The sequence below is a fragment of the Rhizobium sp. R711 genome, from assembly GCF_002211365.1.
Taxonomy (GTDB): domain Bacteria; phylum Pseudomonadota; class Alphaproteobacteria; order Rhizobiales; family Rhizobiaceae; genus Rhizobium.
Genome location: NZ_LOKZ01000012.1, coordinates 221,546 through 236,934, shown reverse-complemented (window position 1 = coordinate 236,934; position 15,389 = coordinate 221,546). Strand labels below are relative to the sequence as shown.

The 15,389-nt window shown below is 59.4% G+C and carries 13 protein-coding genes; 8 read left to right on the top strand and 5 right to left on the bottom strand.

Annotation, left to right across the window (positions count from 1 at the left end):
* Positions 1-6: 6 nt before the first annotated feature.
* Positions 7-915: a CoA ester lyase gene (locus ATY80_RS14565; RefSeq protein WP_088693246.1), complete on the bottom strand. Its 909-nt coding sequence runs from the start codon at positions 913-915 to the stop codon at positions 7-9.
* Between the two features lie 112 nt (positions 916-1,027).
* Between ATY80_RS14565 and ATY80_RS14560 the strand changes: the two genes are divergently transcribed.
* The 3 genes from ATY80_RS14560 to leuD all read left to right on the top strand — a co-directional run bounded on the left by ATY80_RS14560 (position 1,028) and on the right by leuD (position 2,558).
* The gene (locus ATY80_RS14560) at positions 1,028-1,270 is read left to right on the top strand and encodes a hypothetical protein (RefSeq protein WP_016556764.1); all 243 of its coding nucleotides are present in this window, start codon (positions 1,028-1,030) and stop codon (positions 1,268-1,270) included.
* 112 nt (positions 1,271-1,382) lie between these two features.
* Positions 1,383-1,811 carry a VOC family protein gene (locus tag ATY80_RS14555; protein ID WP_088693091.1) on the top strand — a complete coding sequence of 143 codons (429 nt, stop codon included), beginning with the start codon at positions 1,383-1,385 and terminating at the stop codon, positions 1,809-1,811.
* Positions 1,812-1,949: 138 nt separating this feature from the next.
* The gene (gene leuD, locus ATY80_RS14550; protein ID WP_018855928.1) at positions 1,950-2,558 is read left to right on the top strand and encodes a 3-isopropylmalate dehydratase small subunit; all 609 of its coding nucleotides are present in this window, start codon (positions 1,950-1,952) and stop codon (positions 2,556-2,558) included.
* A 61-nt stretch (positions 2,559-2,619) separates the two neighbouring features.
* On the opposite strand, the gene ATY80_RS14545 is transcribed toward leuD, so the two are convergent.
* The gene (locus ATY80_RS14545) at positions 2,620-3,552 is read right to left on the bottom strand and encodes a pyridoxal-phosphate dependent enzyme (RefSeq protein ID WP_088693090.1); all 933 of its coding nucleotides are present in this window, start codon (positions 3,550-3,552) and stop codon (positions 2,620-2,622) included.
* A 172-nt stretch (positions 3,553-3,724) separates the two neighbouring features.
* On the opposite strand from ATY80_RS14545, the gene leuB reads away from it, so the two are divergent.
* Together leuB and ATY80_RS14535 are read left to right on the top strand one after the other, a co-directional pair.
* Positions 3,725-4,837, top strand: coding sequence for a 3-isopropylmalate dehydrogenase (gene leuB, locus ATY80_RS14540; protein ID WP_088693089.1), 1,113 nt, complete (start codon positions 3,725-3,727; stop codon positions 4,835-4,837).
* 117 nt (positions 4,838-4,954) lie between these two features.
* A complete protein-coding gene (locus tag ATY80_RS14535) occupies positions 4,955-5,716 on the top strand; it encodes a phosphatase PAP2 family protein (RefSeq protein WP_088693088.1) in 762 nt (253 codons plus the stop codon).
* Between the two features lie 65 nt (positions 5,717-5,781).
* On the opposite strand, the gene ATY80_RS14530 is transcribed toward ATY80_RS14535, so the two are convergent.
* From ATY80_RS14530 to ATY80_RS14520, 3 genes are all read right to left on the bottom strand, one after another.
* Positions 5,782-7,668 carry an MFS transporter gene (locus ATY80_RS14530; RefSeq protein ID WP_088693087.1) on the bottom strand — a complete coding sequence of 629 codons (1,887 nt, stop codon included), beginning with the start codon at positions 7,666-7,668 and terminating at the stop codon, positions 5,782-5,784.
* 210 nt (positions 7,669-7,878) lie between these two features.
* On the bottom strand, positions 7,879-8,232 hold the full coding sequence (locus ATY80_RS14525) for a VOC family protein (protein ID WP_088693086.1): 354 nt from the start codon (positions 8,230-8,232) through the stop codon (positions 7,879-7,881).
* Between the two features lie 113 nt (positions 8,233-8,345).
* A complete protein-coding gene (locus ATY80_RS14520) occupies positions 8,346-10,109 on the bottom strand; it encodes a glucan ABC transporter ATP-binding protein/ permease (protein ID WP_088693085.1) in 1,764 nt (587 codons plus the stop codon).
* Between the two features lie 318 nt (positions 10,110-10,427).
* Between ATY80_RS14520 and ATY80_RS14515 the strand changes: the two genes are divergently transcribed.
* The 3 genes from ATY80_RS14515 (at position 10,428) to ATY80_RS14505 (ending at position 15,389) form a co-directional block, all read left to right on the top strand.
* The gene (locus ATY80_RS14515) at positions 10,428-11,168 is read left to right on the top strand and encodes a LuxR family transcriptional regulator (RefSeq protein WP_088693245.1); all 741 of its coding nucleotides are present in this window, start codon (positions 10,428-10,430) and stop codon (positions 11,166-11,168) included.
* Positions 11,169-11,293: 125 nt separating this feature from the next.
* Positions 11,294-14,758, top strand: coding sequence for a pyruvate carboxylase (gene pyc / locus ATY80_RS14510; protein WP_088693084.1), 3,465 nt, complete (start codon positions 11,294-11,296; stop codon positions 14,756-14,758).
* A 70-nt stretch (positions 14,759-14,828) separates the two neighbouring features.
* Entirely contained in the window at positions 14,829-15,389 is a 561-nt protein-coding gene (locus tag ATY80_RS14505; RefSeq protein ID WP_088693083.1) for an NAD(P)H-dependent oxidoreductase, read from the top strand.

The window sequence follows — 15,389 nt, the reverse complement described above, 5'->3', positions numbered from 1 at the left end:
CGTCTTTCACTTCGCCGTTTGGCGTTCTGCAATCAGGCGGGCTTTATGAACCAGACTTTCCGCCTGGACAAGGTGCAGCCGCTCGATCATCCGACCGTTGACATTGATGACATTCAGGCCCTCGGCGGCAGGATCGGCAAAGGCGGCGATGATCGCCTCCGCCTCGGCAATTGCCGCCTCATCGGGGCCGAAATGCAGATTGGCGGCTTCGATCTGAGCCGGGTGGATCAGCATCTTGCCGTCGAAGCCCATGGCACGGGCATGTGCGCATTCGGCATCAAAGGCATCGGCATCCTTGAAATCGTTGAAGACGCTGTCGATCGCGTCGAGGCCATAGGCGCGCACGGCAAGTACCACCTGCATCAGCCAGGGCACGAGATAGGTGCGGCCCGGTTGCGGCAGGGCGCCTGTTTCCTTGCGCAGGTCGTTGAGGCCGACGACGAAACAATCGAGTCTTGAGCCCGGTGTGCGCCCGGCTTCGGCAATCGCTGCCGCGTTCAGAATGCCGCGGGGCGTTTCGATCATCGCCCAGATGCGGAGGCTTTCCGGCGCGTCGGCATCGGCGAGCCGGTCGCTGATGGACATCACATCCTGAGGCTCGTCCACTTTCGGCAGGAGCACGGCATCCGGCTCCAGTGCCAGGACCAGTTCCATGTCCGCATTGCCGAATATGGAGTCAAGCGCATTGATGCGGATGATGCGCTCCTTGTTCAGAAGAGGAGCGCCTGAAAAAAAGGCCTTCAGATTTTCGCGGGCTTCCGCCTTTCGCTCCGGTGCCACGGAGTCCTCGAGATCGAAGATCACGGCGTCGCAATCGAGCGCACAGGTCTTTTCCAGTGCGCGTGCATTAATGGCCGGAACGCTCAGCACCGAACGGCGGAGATTCAAGGAGCGAGTCGGAGAATTGCGAGTCATCACAAATGTGTGCCAAGCTTTGTGATGGGTGGCAAGACAACAAAAAGCCATGCTCACCTTGCAGAGAAAGAAATGAAGGACCACATTCCTTTCCGAAGAAAGGTCTAAACTCATGCAAAGCATCCGTTCCGTCTTCCTCCTGCTCGCAGGCATCACCGCCTTCGTTGCGCTGGCGTTCGTCACCTTTTCCGTGACGCTCGCAGTCGGCGGTATTCTGACGGTACTCATGGTTGGCCGCGCGCTTTCGTTGAAGATGAAGCCGGCCCCGGTCCGCGCCACAGCGAAGGCGAAATCACATTCCGGCGAAAACATGCGCATCTGGAACGACGGGCGCGGTACGATCATCGACCTGTGACTTTCGCGTCGACTCCAGAAAAATTTCGACATTGCTGTCGGCTCGACTGATCTTCCCGCGTCTTTGAGAGGCCAGGGCTTCTGCCCGAACCAATCAAACGATGGAGGACAGTATGGATACCGCAACGGGAACCGGCACGATGAAGATGCCGCCGGTCAAGAATGGCTTGCTGCCGTATGTCACGGTCGATGGTGCGTTAAAGGCCGCGGAATTTTACGGGCGTGCGTTTGGCGCCGAGGAGGGGTTTGTTGTCCCTCCGGATGAAAACGGGCGCACGATGCATGTCCACCTTTACATCAACGGAAGCTCGTTGATGCTATGCGATGCCTATCCCGAGCATGGTCACCCGTTCGAAAAGCACCAGGGCTTCACCCTTCAGCTTGTTATCGACGATATCGATTTCTGGTGGGATCGTGCGGTTGCTGCCGGCGCAGAGGTGATCATGCCTGTTCAGCTGATGTTCTGGGGTGATCGATACGGCCAGCTCCGGGACCCGTTCGGGGTTCTCTGGGCGATGAATGCGCCAGCGAATGCAAACTGATCCCATGTCGACCATAGCCGGCTGCGCGTCGAATCCGCGCGCAGTCGCACCTACGATATAAATTTTCCTTCATTTCGGCGGCAATCTGGACTAAACGCTGATCAACAAAACTACGTCTGCTGATATTGGAGCCAGGCCATGGACAAATTCGTAAAGCTGACGGGCGTCGCAGCCCCTCTGCCGGTTGTCAACATCGATACCGACATGATCATCCCGAAGGACTACCTGAAGACGATCAAGCGCACCGGTCTTGGCAAGGGTCTTTTCGCCGAGGCTCGTTACAATGAAGATGGCTCGCCGAACCCGGATTTCGTGCTGAACAAGCCGGCCTATCAGAATGCGAAGATCCTCGTTGCCGGCGACAATTTCGGTTGCGGCTCCTCGCGCGAGCATGCGCCGTGGGCGCTCCTCGACTTCGGTATCCGTTGCGTCATCTCGACCAGCTTCGCCGACATCTTCTACAACAACTGTTTCAAGAACGGCATTCTGCCGATCAAGGTCAGCCAGGAAAACCTCGACAAGCTGATGGACGACGCTTCGCGCGGCTCCAACGCGATCCTGACGGTCGACCTGGAAAACCTCGAAATCACTGGACCGGACGGCGGTTCGATCAAGTTCGATCTCGATGAGTTCAAGCGCCACTGCCTGCTGAACGGCCTCGACGATATCGGCCTGACGCTCGAGAAGGGCAAGGCGATCGACAGCTTCGAAGCCAAGAACGCGGCATCCCGTCCTTGGGCTGCGTAAGTCTGACAAAACACAGCATTTCGTCAAAGCCGGGTTTTCGCCCGGCTTTTTCTTTGGCGGCTCACAACAGCCGTTCTTTCCAGACCTTGAGCTTCTCCAGTGAAACCCCGATGCCGCCGCAGACTTCGATCAGCGGATTGTTGAAGCGGGCGAGGATATCGGGATGCACGTCGGCCACCGCCAGGGCAGCCCCGCAGGCGGGTTCGACCAGAATACGATAGGCATCGGCGAACTTCAGGCAGGCGGTGACTGCCTGTGGGTCGGTAACCGTCACGCTCTCGATCGGGTGGTGCTTTGGCAGGTCGAAGACGTGCTGCGCCACCTGGCGCGCGCCGAGCGAGCTGGCGATGGAGGTAATACCAGGCAAGGTGATGCGCTTTCCTGCGGCAAGGCTGGCATGGAGGGACGCGGCCCCTTCGGTTTCGACGGTAATGACGGGCACATCAGACAAGCCGTTTCGCTGAAGGCCGGCAACAATGCCCGCAAGCAAACCGCCGCCGCCGACGCTCGTGATGACGCAATCGAAGTCGGCACCTTTGGCGACAACCTCGTCGATCAATGTGCCATGCCCTTCCCACAGAAGCGGATGGTCGAACGGGTGCACATAGGCCGCCTTGCTGGCTTTCGCCTGCTCGATCGCGAAAGCGTTGGCTTCATCAAAGACCGATCCGTGCACCAGAACAGTGGCGCCGGTTGCTTCGATCGATTGGCGCACTTCCAGCGACGTCGTCTCCGGTACGACGATCGTCACCGGAATGCCGAGTGCCCGTCCCGTATAAGCGGCGGCGATCCCGGCATTACCACCGGAGGCGCAGAAGATTTCCCGGGCGCCGTTCTCGATCTCGTGCTGACAAAGCCTGCCAACACCGCGAAGCTTGAAGCTTCCAGAGGGCTGCAGTGCGTCGAGCTTCAGCCAAAGCGGCTTGTTGCTTGCGCTGTAATCGGCGGAGGTACGGAAAAGCGGGGTGTCGAGGTGGAGCGGTGCAGATGACATGGCGGTATCCGATGAGCTTGGCGATGCTCTCCTTGTGGACCCGCTTGCGTTGACCGGTCAACGAGCGATCTCACAGTAATTCCGCAACCGTACCGAATCGGCCTTCCACTCGCTTGAAATGCCGTTTTTGCGGGTCTAATAAGCCGCAACTTGTTTTTCCGCGGAGGGTTTCATGACAGCGCGCAATCTTTTCCTGCTGCCGGGCGACGGCATCGGCCCAGAAGCCATGGGTGAGGTCCGCAAGATCATTGCCTATATGAACGAGGCGATGAATGCCGGCTTTGTCACCGACGAAGGCTTGGTCGGCGGCAGCGCCTATGACGCGCATGGTGCCGCGATCTCTGAAGCCGACATGCAGAAGGCGCTTGCCGCTGATGCGGTTCTCTTCGGCGCCGTCGGTGGCCCGAAGTGGGATGACGTTCCCTATGAAGTGCGCCCCGAAGCCGGCCTGCTGCGCCTGCGCAAGGATCTGGAGCTCTTCGCCAACCTGCGTCCGGCCATCTGCTACCCGGCGCTCGCTTCCGCTTCCTCACTGAAGCCGGAGCTGGTCGAAGGCCTCGATATCCTGATCATCCGCGAACTCACCGGCGGCGTCTATTTCGGCGAGCCGAAGACCATTACCGATCTCGGCAATGGCCAGAAACGTGCAATCGACACGCAGGTCTACGATACATACGAAATCGAACGCATCTCGGCCGTGGCCTTCGAAATGGCGCGCACGCGCCAGAATCGCGTCTGCTCGATGGAAAAGCGCAACGTCATGAAGTCGGGCGTGTTGTGGAACCAGGTCGTCACCGCGACGCACAAGGACAAGTATTCCGACGTCAAGCTCGAGCACATGCTAGCGGATGCCGGTGGCATGCAGCTGGTGCGCGCGCCGAAGCAGTTCGACGTCATCGTCACCGACAACTTGTTTGGCGACATGCTGTCCGACGTTGCAGCCATGCTGACGGGCTCGCTCGGCATGCTGCCGTCCGCTTCGCTCGGCGCCCCGGACGCCAAGACCGGCAAGCGCAAGGCACTCTACGAGCCGGTGCACGGTTCGGCTCCTGACATCGCCGGCAAGGGCATTGCCAATCCGATCGCGATGATCGCTTCGTTCGCCATGTGCCTGCGCTATTCCTTCAACCTCGTGAAGGAAGCCGACAACCTCGAGAAGGCGATCGCCAATGTGCTCGACAAGGGCATTCGCACCGGCGACATCATGGCCGAAGGCTGCACGAAGGTTGGAACCACGGAGATGGGCGACGCGATCCTCGCCGAGTTCAAGGCGCTTTCTGCCTGATATTTCACGTGAAACATGCTTTGGGCCTCTCGCATCGATCGATGCGGGAGGCCTTTGCTTGAAGGCAGTTGTTACCGCTCCTATCTCCCTTCTGCATTGAGGAAAGAGCGGAGTGGAATGAGCGAGACGGTCGATCGTAAGCCAAGTTTCTGGAGTTATCTGCGAAAGCGCTACGAGGCGCGGCGCACGATCCATCGGCGGGTTGCCTGGAAGGGATTTGCGTTTTCGGCAGTCAATGCCATTGCCATCGCCTTCTTCGTTTTCGATCGCCCGCTCGGCCTGGCAGCTAAGGATCTGGCGCCGCCACTGATCTCGATTGCCGGCGATGTTACCGATGTCGGCAGACTCGCCTGGATTCTTGCCGGCCTCTCTACGATCTTCGCCACGGGCTATCTTGTCCGTCGTCGACTTTGGAAGGTCCGGAGACGGTTTCGCATGGTCTATTTTGGGCAGATGACGGCCTATGTCGCTCTGAGCGTGCTATTCACCAGCATCGCCGCCAACCTCCTGAAGGTCGCGATCGGCCGGGCGCGACCATTGCTCTATGATCAGGAGGGGATTTTCAGCTTCGCGCCCTTCAACATGGATTTCCTGCACCAGAGCTTTCCCTCCGGACATTCGGCCAACATTGGTGCGCTGTTCGTGGCGCTCGCGCTTCTCTTCCCGCGTTTTCGTCTTGGTTTCATCGGTATAGGGCTCTGGCTCGGCGCCACGCGCATTATCATCGGCGTGCATTATCCAAGCGATGTTGTGGCTGGCCTTGCGCTGGGTGCCTGGTTTGCCTTTGCCACTTCCGTCCTCTTCGCGCGCTTCGGCTTGGTCTTCTCCATCGATCGCGATGGCGGCTGGCCGACACCCCGGCTAAGCCGCCTTCTCTGAGTCCCAGAAATGAAAAACCCGGCGCCTTGTGAGCGCCGGGTTCGCGTTTGCAACCTTCCCTCGTCTCAATCCATCGCGTGGATATCGCGGTCCTTGGTTTCCGGCAGGAAGATCAGGCCGATGACCAGCGTGATCGCCGCGAAGACGATCGGATACCAGAGGCCGAAGTAGATATCGCCGGTAGCGGCACTCATTGCGAAGGCCGTTGCCGGCAGCAGGCCACCGAACCAACCGTTGCCGATATGGTAAGGCAGCGACATGCCGGTGTAGCGGATGCGGGTCGGGAAGAGTTCGACCAGCAGGGCGGCGATGGGACCGTAGACCATTGTCACATAGAGAACGAGCACGAACAGAATGGCGATCGTGCCGATCCAATTGACGCGGGCCGGGTCAGCCGTCATCGCAAAGCTGCCGCCATTGGCGATGGTGTAGACCGCCATGTCGGTGGCGCTCTTAGCTTCGTCGGCCGTCAGAAGCTTGTCGGCGACAAGCTTGTCAGCAGGGACCGTCTGCTTGTCGCCGGCGCGTACCGCATCGGCGTTGAGGGCAAGTTCCGGGTTGGCCGCGATGAAGGCGTCCAGCTTTGCATCCGGAACTTTGACGGCGCCGCGTTTCAGCGGATAACCGGCATCATGCAGGGCGATATTGACGCTCTTTTCGAAAGCGCCGGTCATTGCCTTTGCCTTGTCGCCGGCTGCAACGGCATCTAAGCTGGTGATTGTCTCGTCGTTGATCTTGACTGTCGCAGGCTGTCCCGCCGGGCCTGGCACAACATCGTAAGGTACCGAGTTCTTGGTCAGGAAGGCCGTCGCCACGTCGCAGGAGCTGGTGAATTTCGATGTTCCTGTCGGGTTGAACTGGAATTTGCAGTCAGCAGCGTCGGCCGTCACGGTTGCTCGGACCGAGGCCTGGGCTTCAGCAAGCGCCGGATTGGCGGTCCAGGTCATTGCCTTGAACAGCGGGGTGTAGGTGACGGCCGCAATCAAGAGGCCGGCCATGAGGATCGGTTTGCGGCCGATCCTGTCGGACAGGCCGCCGAAGACGATGAAGAAGGGCGTGCCAAGGAAGAGTGCAATGGCGACCATGATGTTTGCCGCCTGCAGGTCGACCTTGAGCACGTTCTGCAGGAAGAACAACGCATAGAATTGGCCGCCGTACCAGACGACTGCCTGACCCATCGTCGCGCCGAGAAGCGCGATCAGCGCGATCTTGGCATTCTTCCACTGCCCGAAAGCTTCCGTCAGCGGTGCCTTAGACCCCTTGCCTTCGGCCTTCATACGCTGGAAAGCCGGAGATTCGTTCATCTTCAGTCGAATCCAGACGGAAACGCCGAGGAGCACGACGGATACGAGGAACGGAATGCGCCAGCCCCATGCCGCAAAGGCTTCCTTGCCCATCAAGAACTGGACGCCGACGATGACGAGAAGCGACAGGAAGAGGCCGAGCGTTGCCGTTGTCTGAATCCATGAGGTGAAGTAGCCACGGCGCCCATTTGGCGCATGCTCGGCCACGTATGTTGCCGCGCCGCCATATTCACCGCCGAGCGCAAGACCTTGCAGCAGGCGAAGTCCGATCAGGATGATGGGTGCTGCGATTCCGATCGTCGCTGCACCGGGAAGAACGCCGACGAGGAACGTCGAGAGGCCCATGATGAGGATCGTCACCAGGAACGTATACTTGCGCCCGACGAGATCGCCGAGGCGGCCGAAGACGAGCGCGCCGAACGGGCGCACCAGGAAGCCGGCGGCAAAGGCCAAAAGCGTGAAGATGTTTCGTGTTGCTTCCGGATACTGCGTGAAATAGGTCGCGCCAATATAGGTGGCGAGCGAACCGTAAAGATAGAAGTCGTACCATTCGAAAACGGTACCGAGCGACGAGGCGAAGATAACCTTCTTCTCTTCGCCCGTCATCGGGCCGGCTTTTGTGCCGTCGACGCTTGCGACATTTGCCATTTTCTGTCCTCCACAGAGCGATGTGAAACGCGGCGCGCGACCATACTCTCCTCAAAGCATACCCCGAGGTCGCGGTTCGCCTGACGAGAGTGTGACAGAAAAGCTCCCTCATACAGAGAGCGGCTTTGGGATTATGACTTTAGTCTAACGCCATCGCGCAGATTGTCGCAGGCAAGAACCGTCGAGCGCTTGCCGCGATGCAGGGAGCATTCAGGCCTTGTGGGAAAGGATATTCACCAGGGTTCCGAAGGGGTCGCGAACATAGAAGCGGCGTACGCCCCACGGCTCGTCGGTCGGGCCGTAGCAAATTTCGAAACCGGCAGTACGCATGGCTGCGTGTGCCTCATCGACGTCATCGACCTCGATCGACAGGCTTGGAACCGGCGTTCCAGCGCCGCCTTCGCTTGCGAAGCTGACCTGAACTGACATCTGCTGGCTCGAGCCGTAAGTTGCGATCCAGCCGTGATCCATCAGGAGATCCAGGCCGAGGATATCCCGATAGAATGCGCTTGCGACGGCCGGGCTGGGAGTTTGAAGATTGGCGACAATTCGTCTGACTTGCATACGACCTCCCCGCGGTTTCGTTTCCGATATTTAGAAAATGATCGCCGGTGGGCAAGAAAAAAGCCGGATGGCAGGACCATCCGGCTTCGATCAATCGATTTGCCTGCTTCCGATCAGGCGGCTTCTGTCGTGTGTGCCTTGCGAACTTCCTCATCCGTCAGGATGCCGCTCGCACGGAGCAACGCAGCGAAGCGACCGTTGCTCTGGCTGAGTTCTTCGAAGCTGCCTTCTTCGACGACACGGCCGCCATCCAAAAACAGGACCTTGTCTGCCTCACGAACCGTCGAAAGGCGGTGCGCAATAATGAAGGTCGTGCGGTTCTGGCGCAGGTTGTCGATTGCGGCCTTCACGCGGTTTTCCGTTTCGACGTCAAGCGCGCTCGTCGCTTCGTCCAGCACCAGGATCGGCGCATCCTTGAGGATGGCGCGGGCGATCGCAACACGCTGACGTTCACCGCCCGAAAGCTTGTTGCCGCGCTCGCCGACATGGGTGTCGTACTGATCTTCGCGTGTCTCGATAAAGTCGGCTGCGGCAGCAGCCTCGGCTGCGCGACGCATGTCTTCATCCGAAGCGCCTTCCCGGCCGAGGCGAATGTTGTCGCTGATCGAGCGGTTGAGCAGGCCGGCATCCTGGAAGACGGTTGCGATATAGCGGCGAAGCGACTTGCGGGTGATCTTCGTGGTATCGTGGCCATCGACCAGGATCTGGCCGCTGTCCGGATCGTAGACGCGTTGCAGCAGGTTGATCATCGTCGTCTTGCCCGAGCCGGTCGGGCCAACGATCGCAACCGTCTGGCCAGCCTTGGCGGTGAACGACACGTTGTGCAGGCCTTGTGCGGTATTGCCGAAGCGGAACGATACGTTGCGGAATTCGACTTCGCCCTTCACATCGGCGATATCGGCATTGCCGGCTGGCTCTTCGCGTTCACGGACCGAGTCTTCGAGCGAGTAGAAATCTTCGAGTTTCGAGCGGGCCTCGAAAATCTGCGTGGCGAATTGACGCATCTGGTCGAGACGCGAGATCAGCAGGTTCGCAAAGCCGATAAAGGCAATGACGTCACCGATGCGGAGTTCGCCGGACTGAACCATCAGCGTACCGATCACCAGGATGATCATCATGGCGATGGTCGATGCCATGCGGTTCATTGCGCCGGCCAGCGCCCACCAGTCGAGAACCGGATACTGAGCCTGCAGCAGGCGGTCGGCAAAGGACTTCAGCGCCTTGGTCTCCGCCTCGATGCGGTTGTAGCTGTGCAGAACCGACACGTTGCTGATCGAGTCGCTGACGTGCGAAAATACCGTATGGTAGTGGTTCTCGACCGACGCCTGGCCATCCTTGGTGCGGCTCATGACGAGACGGCCGATCAGCCAGTAGGCCACGCCAAGCACGACAAGCACGCCCGAAAGACGCAGGTCCATCGACATCGCGGTCGGCACCAGAAGCGCGATCGCTACGGCGGTCGCCAGGTGGTTGCGCATGAACTCGAGCCAAAGGCCGAAGAGCGTCTCGCATGCACGCAGCAGCGTATGCAGCGCATTCGACGTGCCGCGCTGATGATGCCAGGACAGCGGCATCGAGATGATGCGGCCGAACGCTTCCGTCAGCAGCGTGGCGCGGCGGCCATGAGCCAGCCGGTCCGCCTCACGCGCGACCAGAACAAATGCTATGGTGTTGAAGACAGCAAAACCGGCCCACATGAAAAGGATGGGTTTCACGTCGCCCTTGCCCGAGATCGCATCGATGATGCGGCCGAACAAAATGGGTTCGGCGATTGTGATCGCGGCAAGCACGATATTCGCGATAACGACCAGGGATACGCGGAGCTTGTAAGCGCCAAGATAGCGCAAAGCTCTTGCATAGACCTTGAATAGCGACACAGCGATACCTCTTGTGCATCTGCGAAATAGTGGATGTTGCGACGCTACAGAAAGATACCTGAACCGGCGATTAACGAAGCGTTCAGGGAGCTCTCGCAATGAAGATTCTTTGGGTCTCGAAGCGCAGGTAAATGCCTTGGTTCTAAAATTTTTTGGGGCGGTTTGGAAATTTCGCAATTTTCGCTTGCGTTGAACGACTACACTGGCACACGATAATACATATTCTAGATTGATGTTTTGATTGCATCGAAAGGCGTCCCACCATCGGGGCATGGCCTGCTATTCGATGTGAAGCCCAGTTGGGGTGGGGGCGCCTTGGTGAATATTCATTCGTTAATTCAATTGCTTGTGGTTCTAGAGGAGTGCCGGAAGGCGGAGGGCGTCATCGCGGAGCTCGAGGATGTCGTCCACTCCTATGGCTTCCAGTATTATGGTCTTATGCGGCACCTCAGAGCGACTGAAGATCCGGTCAGCCTTATGTTTGCTGGCCATTGGCCCGAGAAGTGGGCACAAATCTATCTTTCGAAAAAGTACGTTCTGACCGACCCGACGGTGCGCTATCTCGCATATGCGCAAAGACCGTTTCGTTGGAAAGACAGCCTGACGGCTTTCCGCAAGGATCCGCATCACCGGCGCATGGAGCAGATGATGGCTGACGCCCATAGCCATGGTCTGAAGGACGGTTACATTTTTCCTATCCATGGTCGAAACGGTATCCTCGGCAACATGAGCATGGGGGGAATGCCCGTGGATCTTTCTCCCGTCGAGATCTCGCTCTTTGGCGCCGTCGCTCGAAAGGCTTTCTGGCGTCTCCTTGATCTCAAGGGAGAGGCTCCGGCACTGGAGGAAGTTTCCGGCATCGACACGCGCTTGACGCGCCGAGAGATGGAGATCCTTCAGTATCTTGCCGAAGGGATGACCTCCGTCGAGATCGGGAAACGTCTGAAGATTTCGAACCACACCGTCGACTGGTACATGAATGGCCTCCAAGACAAGCTGAAGGCAAAAAACAGGCAGCACGCGGTTGCGGTTGCTTTCCGGCATGGTCTCATCACCTAGTTTTCGAGAGTCTTAGAGAAATTCTATTTAGGTCGGTTCCAGAAATTGAACTTTCCGTGACAGCGCGTTAAGACTTCTCTTCGCGGGTGCAGCATTGCCCGTTTCGATGCCGTGAGGAGACAGCATTGCCCATTTCCAAGATACTTGTTGCCAACCGTTCGGAAATTGCCATCCGCGTGTTTCGCGCGGCCAATGAGCTCGGGATAAAAACGGTCGCGATATGGGCGGAAGAAGACAAACTGGCACTGCACAGGTTTAAGGCCGACGAGAGCTATCAGGTTGGCCGCGGCCCGCATCTTGCTCGCGATCTCGGCCCGATCGAAAGCTATCTCTCTATCGACGAAGTGATCCGCGTCGCCAAGCTTTCGGGAGCCGACGCGATCCATCCCGGCTACGGCCTGCTGTCGGAAAGCCCGGAATTCGTCGATGCCTGCAACAAGGCCGGCATCATCTTTATCGGTCCGACGGCCGACACCATGCGCCAGCTCGGCAACAAGGTCGCCGCCCGCAATCTGGCAATCTCCGTCGGCGTCCCTGTCGTGCCGGCAACGGAGCCGCTGCCGGACGATATGGCTGAGGTCGCCAAGATGGCCGCAGCGATCGGCTACCCCGTGATGCTGAAGGCCTCCTGGGGCGGCGGCGGTCGCGGCATGCGCGTCATCCGCTCGGAAGCCGATCTTGCGCGCGAAGTGACGGAAGCCAAGCGCGAGGCGATGGCAGCCTTCGGCAAGGACGAGGTCTATCTCGAAAAGCTCGTTGAGCGCGCCCGCCACGTCGAAAGCCAGATTCTTGGCGATACGCATGGCAACGTCGTTCACCTCTTCGAGCGCGACTGCTCGATCCAGCGCCGTAACCAGAAAGTCGTCGAGCGTGCGCCGGCTCCCTATCTGACGGAGGCGCAGCGCCAGGAACTGGCGGCCTATTCGCTGAAGATCGCAGGTGCTACCAATTACATCGGCGCCGGCACCGTCGAATATCTGATGGATGCCGATACCGGCAAATTCTACTTCATCGAAGTCAATCCGCGCATCCAGGTCGAGCACACCGTCACCGAAGTCGTCACCGGTATCGACATCGTCAAGGCGCAGATCCATATCCTCGATGGCTTTGCGATCGGCACGCCGGGCTCGGGTGTGCCCGAGCAGAAGGACATCCGCCTCAACGGCCACGCCCTGCAGTGCCGCATCACGACGGAGGATCCCGAGCACAACTTCATTCCGGACTACGGCCGCATCACCGCTTACCGCTCGGCCTCCGGCTTCGGCATTCGCCTCGATGGCGGCACCTCCTATTCCGGCGCCATCATCACCCGCTACTACGATCCGCTGCTGGTCAAGGTCACGGCCTGGGCGCCGAGCCCGTCTGAAGCGATCTCGCGCATGGACCGGGCGCTGCGCGAGTTCCGCATCCGCGGCGTCGCCACCAACCTGACCTTCCTGGAAGCGATCATCGGCCATCCGAAGTTCAAAGATAATAGCTACACCACGCGCTTCATCGACTCGACGCCGGAGCTCTTCCAGCAAGTCAAGCGACAGGACCGCGCGACCAAGCTTCTGACCTATCTCGCCGACGTCACCGTCAACGGTCATCCGGAAGCCAAGGATCGTCCGAAGCCGTCAGCTGACATCGCCGAGCCGATCGTCCCTTATACGAACGGCAGCGGCACCCCTGATGGTACCAAGCAGCTTCTCGACAAGCTTGGCCCTAAGAAGTTCGGCGAGTGGATGCGCAACGAAAAGCGCATCCTGATGACCGACACGACGATGCGCGACGGTCATCAGTCGCTGCTTGCGACGCGCATGCGCACCTACGATATCGCCCGGATCGCCGGTACTTATGCGCACGCCCTGCCGAACCTCTTGTCGCTCGAATGCTGGGGTGGTGCGACCTTCGACGTCTCGATGCGCTTCCTGACGGAAGATCCGTGGGAGCGTCTGTCGCTTGTGCGCGAAGCTGCGCCCAACCTGCTTTTGCAGATGCTGCTGCGCGGGGCAAACGGCGTCGGTTACAAGAACTACCCTGATAACGTCGTCAAATACTTCGTCCGGCAGGCGGCAGCCGGCGGCATCGATCTCTTCCGCGTCTTCGACTGCCTGAACTGGGTCGAGAACATGCGTGTCTCGATGGATGCGGTGGCTGAAGAGAACAAGCTCTGTGAAGCAGCGATCTGCTATACCGGCGATATCCTGAACTCCGCGCGCCCGAAGTATGATCTCAAGTACTACACCGACCTCGCCGTTGAACTGGAAAAGGCCGGCGCGCATATCATCGCGCTCAAGGATATGGCAGGTCTCCTGAAGCCGGCTGCCGCAAAGGTCCTGTTCAAGGCGTTGCGCGACGCGACCAGCCTGCCGATCCACTTCCACACGCATGATACGTCGGGCATTGCAGCGGCAACGGTTCTTGCTGCCGTTGATGCTGGTGTCGACGCCGTCGATGCGGCAATGGATGCGCTTTCCGGCAATACCTCGCAGCCCTGCCTCGGCTCGATTGTCGAGGCGCTGCGCGGGTCCGAACGCGATCCTGGCCTCGATCCGGAGTGGATCCGCCGCATTTCCTTCTATTGGGAAGCGGTGCGCCATCAGTATGCGGCCTTCGAAAGCGACCTCAAGGGACCGGCGTCGGAAGTCTATCTGCACGAAATGCCGGGTGGCCAGTTCACCAACCTCAAGGAACAGGCCCGTTCACTGGGTCTCGAGACTCGCTGGCACGCGGTGGCGCAGGCCTATGCCGACGCCAACCAAATGTTCGGCGATATCGTCAAGGTGACGCCATCCTCCAAGGTTGTCGGCGATATGGCGCTGATGATGGTCAGCCAAGACCTGACGGTTGCCGATGTCGTCAGCACCGACAAGGAAGTCTCCTTCCCGGAATCGGTTGTCTCGATGCTGAAGGGGGACCTCGGACAGCCGCCGTCCGGCTGGCCGGAAGCGCTGCAGAAGAAGGCACTGAAGGGCGATGCGCCTTATACGGTCCGCCCGGGTTCGCTGCTTGTCGACGCCGATCTCGATGCCGAGCGCAAGGTTATCGAGACCAAGCTGGAGCGCGTTGTCAGCGACTTCGAATTCGCATCCTATCTCATGTATCCGAAGGTCTTCACCGACTTTGCGCTGGCTTCCGACACCTACGGCCCGGTCTCCGTTCTGCCGACGCCGGCCTATTTCTATGGCCTAGGCGACGGTGAAGAACTGTTTGCCGACATCGAGAAGGGCAAGACGCTCGTCGTCGTCAACCAGGCGATGAGCGGCACGGACAGTCAAGGTATGGTCACGGTGTTCTTCGAGCTCAATGGACAGCCGCGTCGCATCAAGGTTCCGGATCGTGCGCATGGCGCGACCGGTGCCGCCGCCCGCCGCAAGGCAGAGCCGGGCAATGCTGCGCATGTCGGTGCGCCGATGCCGGGCGTCATTTCCCGCGTCTTCGTTTCGCCGGGTCAGGCGGTCAACGCCGGTGACGTGCTTGTTTCCATCGAGGCCATGAAGATGGAAACGGCAATCCATGCCGAGAAGGATGGTGCGATCGCCGAAGTGCTCGTCAAGGCCGGCGATCAGATCGACGCCAAGGACCTGTTGGTCAGTTATACCGGCTGATGGAGACTGGAACGACACGACGGGGCGGCCTTTGGGCCGCCCCGTCATTTTTTTTACGAAAGGGATTGATATGAGCAAGCTCAAGATTGCCGTCATCGTCGGGAGCACGCGTATCGGACGCTTTGCGGATCATCCGACCAAGTGGATCGCCGAGATTGCCGCAAGCCGTCCGGAACTCGAGGTCGAAGTCCTCGATCTCCTGGACTACCCGATGTCCTTCCTCGGACAGGCAAACGCGACTGACGCCCAGAACGAAACGGCGGAGCGCTGGAAGAAGAAGCTGCGCGAATTCGACGGCTACATCTTCACGGCCGCCGAGTACAACCATGCCCCGACCGCGGTCCTCAAGAATGCGATCGACCTTGGCGATTTCATCCATAAGCCGGTCGCTTTCGTCGGCTACGGCGGCGTCGGCGGCGCACGCGCGGTCGAGCAATTGCGGCTGATCTTCGTCGAAATGAGCGCCGTCTCTGTAAAGACCGGCGTCCATATTTCCTTCCCGGAATATCTCTCGGTCGCCAAGGAGGGAAGGAGCCTGAACGACTACGCGCATCTCATCGAGGCCGCCAAGAACCAGCTCGATCAGCTTGTTTGGTGGGGCAAGGCACTGAAGGCGGCGCGCGCGATCTAA

What these genes read in the sequence shown, in the direction of transcription:
- ATY80_RS14565 (WP_088693246.1), bottom strand. Translation starts at nt 915, where the DNA reads ATGACTCGCAATTCTCCGACTCGCTCCTTGAATCTCCGCCGTTCGGTG.
- ATY80_RS14560 (WP_016556764.1), top strand. Translation starts at nt 1,028, where the DNA reads ATGCAAAGCATCCGTTCCGTCTTCCTCCTGCTCGCAGGCATCACCGCC.
- ATY80_RS14555 (WP_088693091.1), top strand. Translation starts at nt 1,383, where the DNA reads ATGGATACCGCAACGGGAACCGGCACGATGAAGATGCCGCCGGTCAAG.
- leuD (WP_018855928.1), top strand. Translation starts at nt 1,950, where the DNA reads ATGGACAAATTCGTAAAGCTGACGGGCGTCGCAGCCCCTCTGCCGGTT.
- ATY80_RS14545 (WP_088693090.1), bottom strand. Translation starts at nt 3,552, where the DNA reads ATGTCATCTGCACCGCTCCACCTCGACACCCCGCTTTTCCGTACCTCC.
- leuB (WP_088693089.1), top strand. Translation starts at nt 3,725, where the DNA reads ATGACAGCGCGCAATCTTTTCCTGCTGCCGGGCGACGGCATCGGCCCA.
- ATY80_RS14535 (WP_088693088.1), top strand. Translation starts at nt 4,955, where the DNA reads ATGAGCGAGACGGTCGATCGTAAGCCAAGTTTCTGGAGTTATCTGCGA.
- ATY80_RS14530 (WP_088693087.1), bottom strand. Translation starts at nt 7,668, where the DNA reads ATGGCAAATGTCGCAAGCGTCGACGGCACAAAAGCCGGCCCGATGACG.
- ATY80_RS14525 (WP_088693086.1), bottom strand. Translation starts at nt 8,232, where the DNA reads ATGCAAGTCAGACGAATTGTCGCCAATCTTCAAACTCCCAGCCCGGCC.
- ATY80_RS14505 (WP_088693083.1), top strand. Translation starts at nt 14,829, where the DNA reads ATGAGCAAGCTCAAGATTGCCGTCATCGTCGGGAGCACGCGTATCGGA.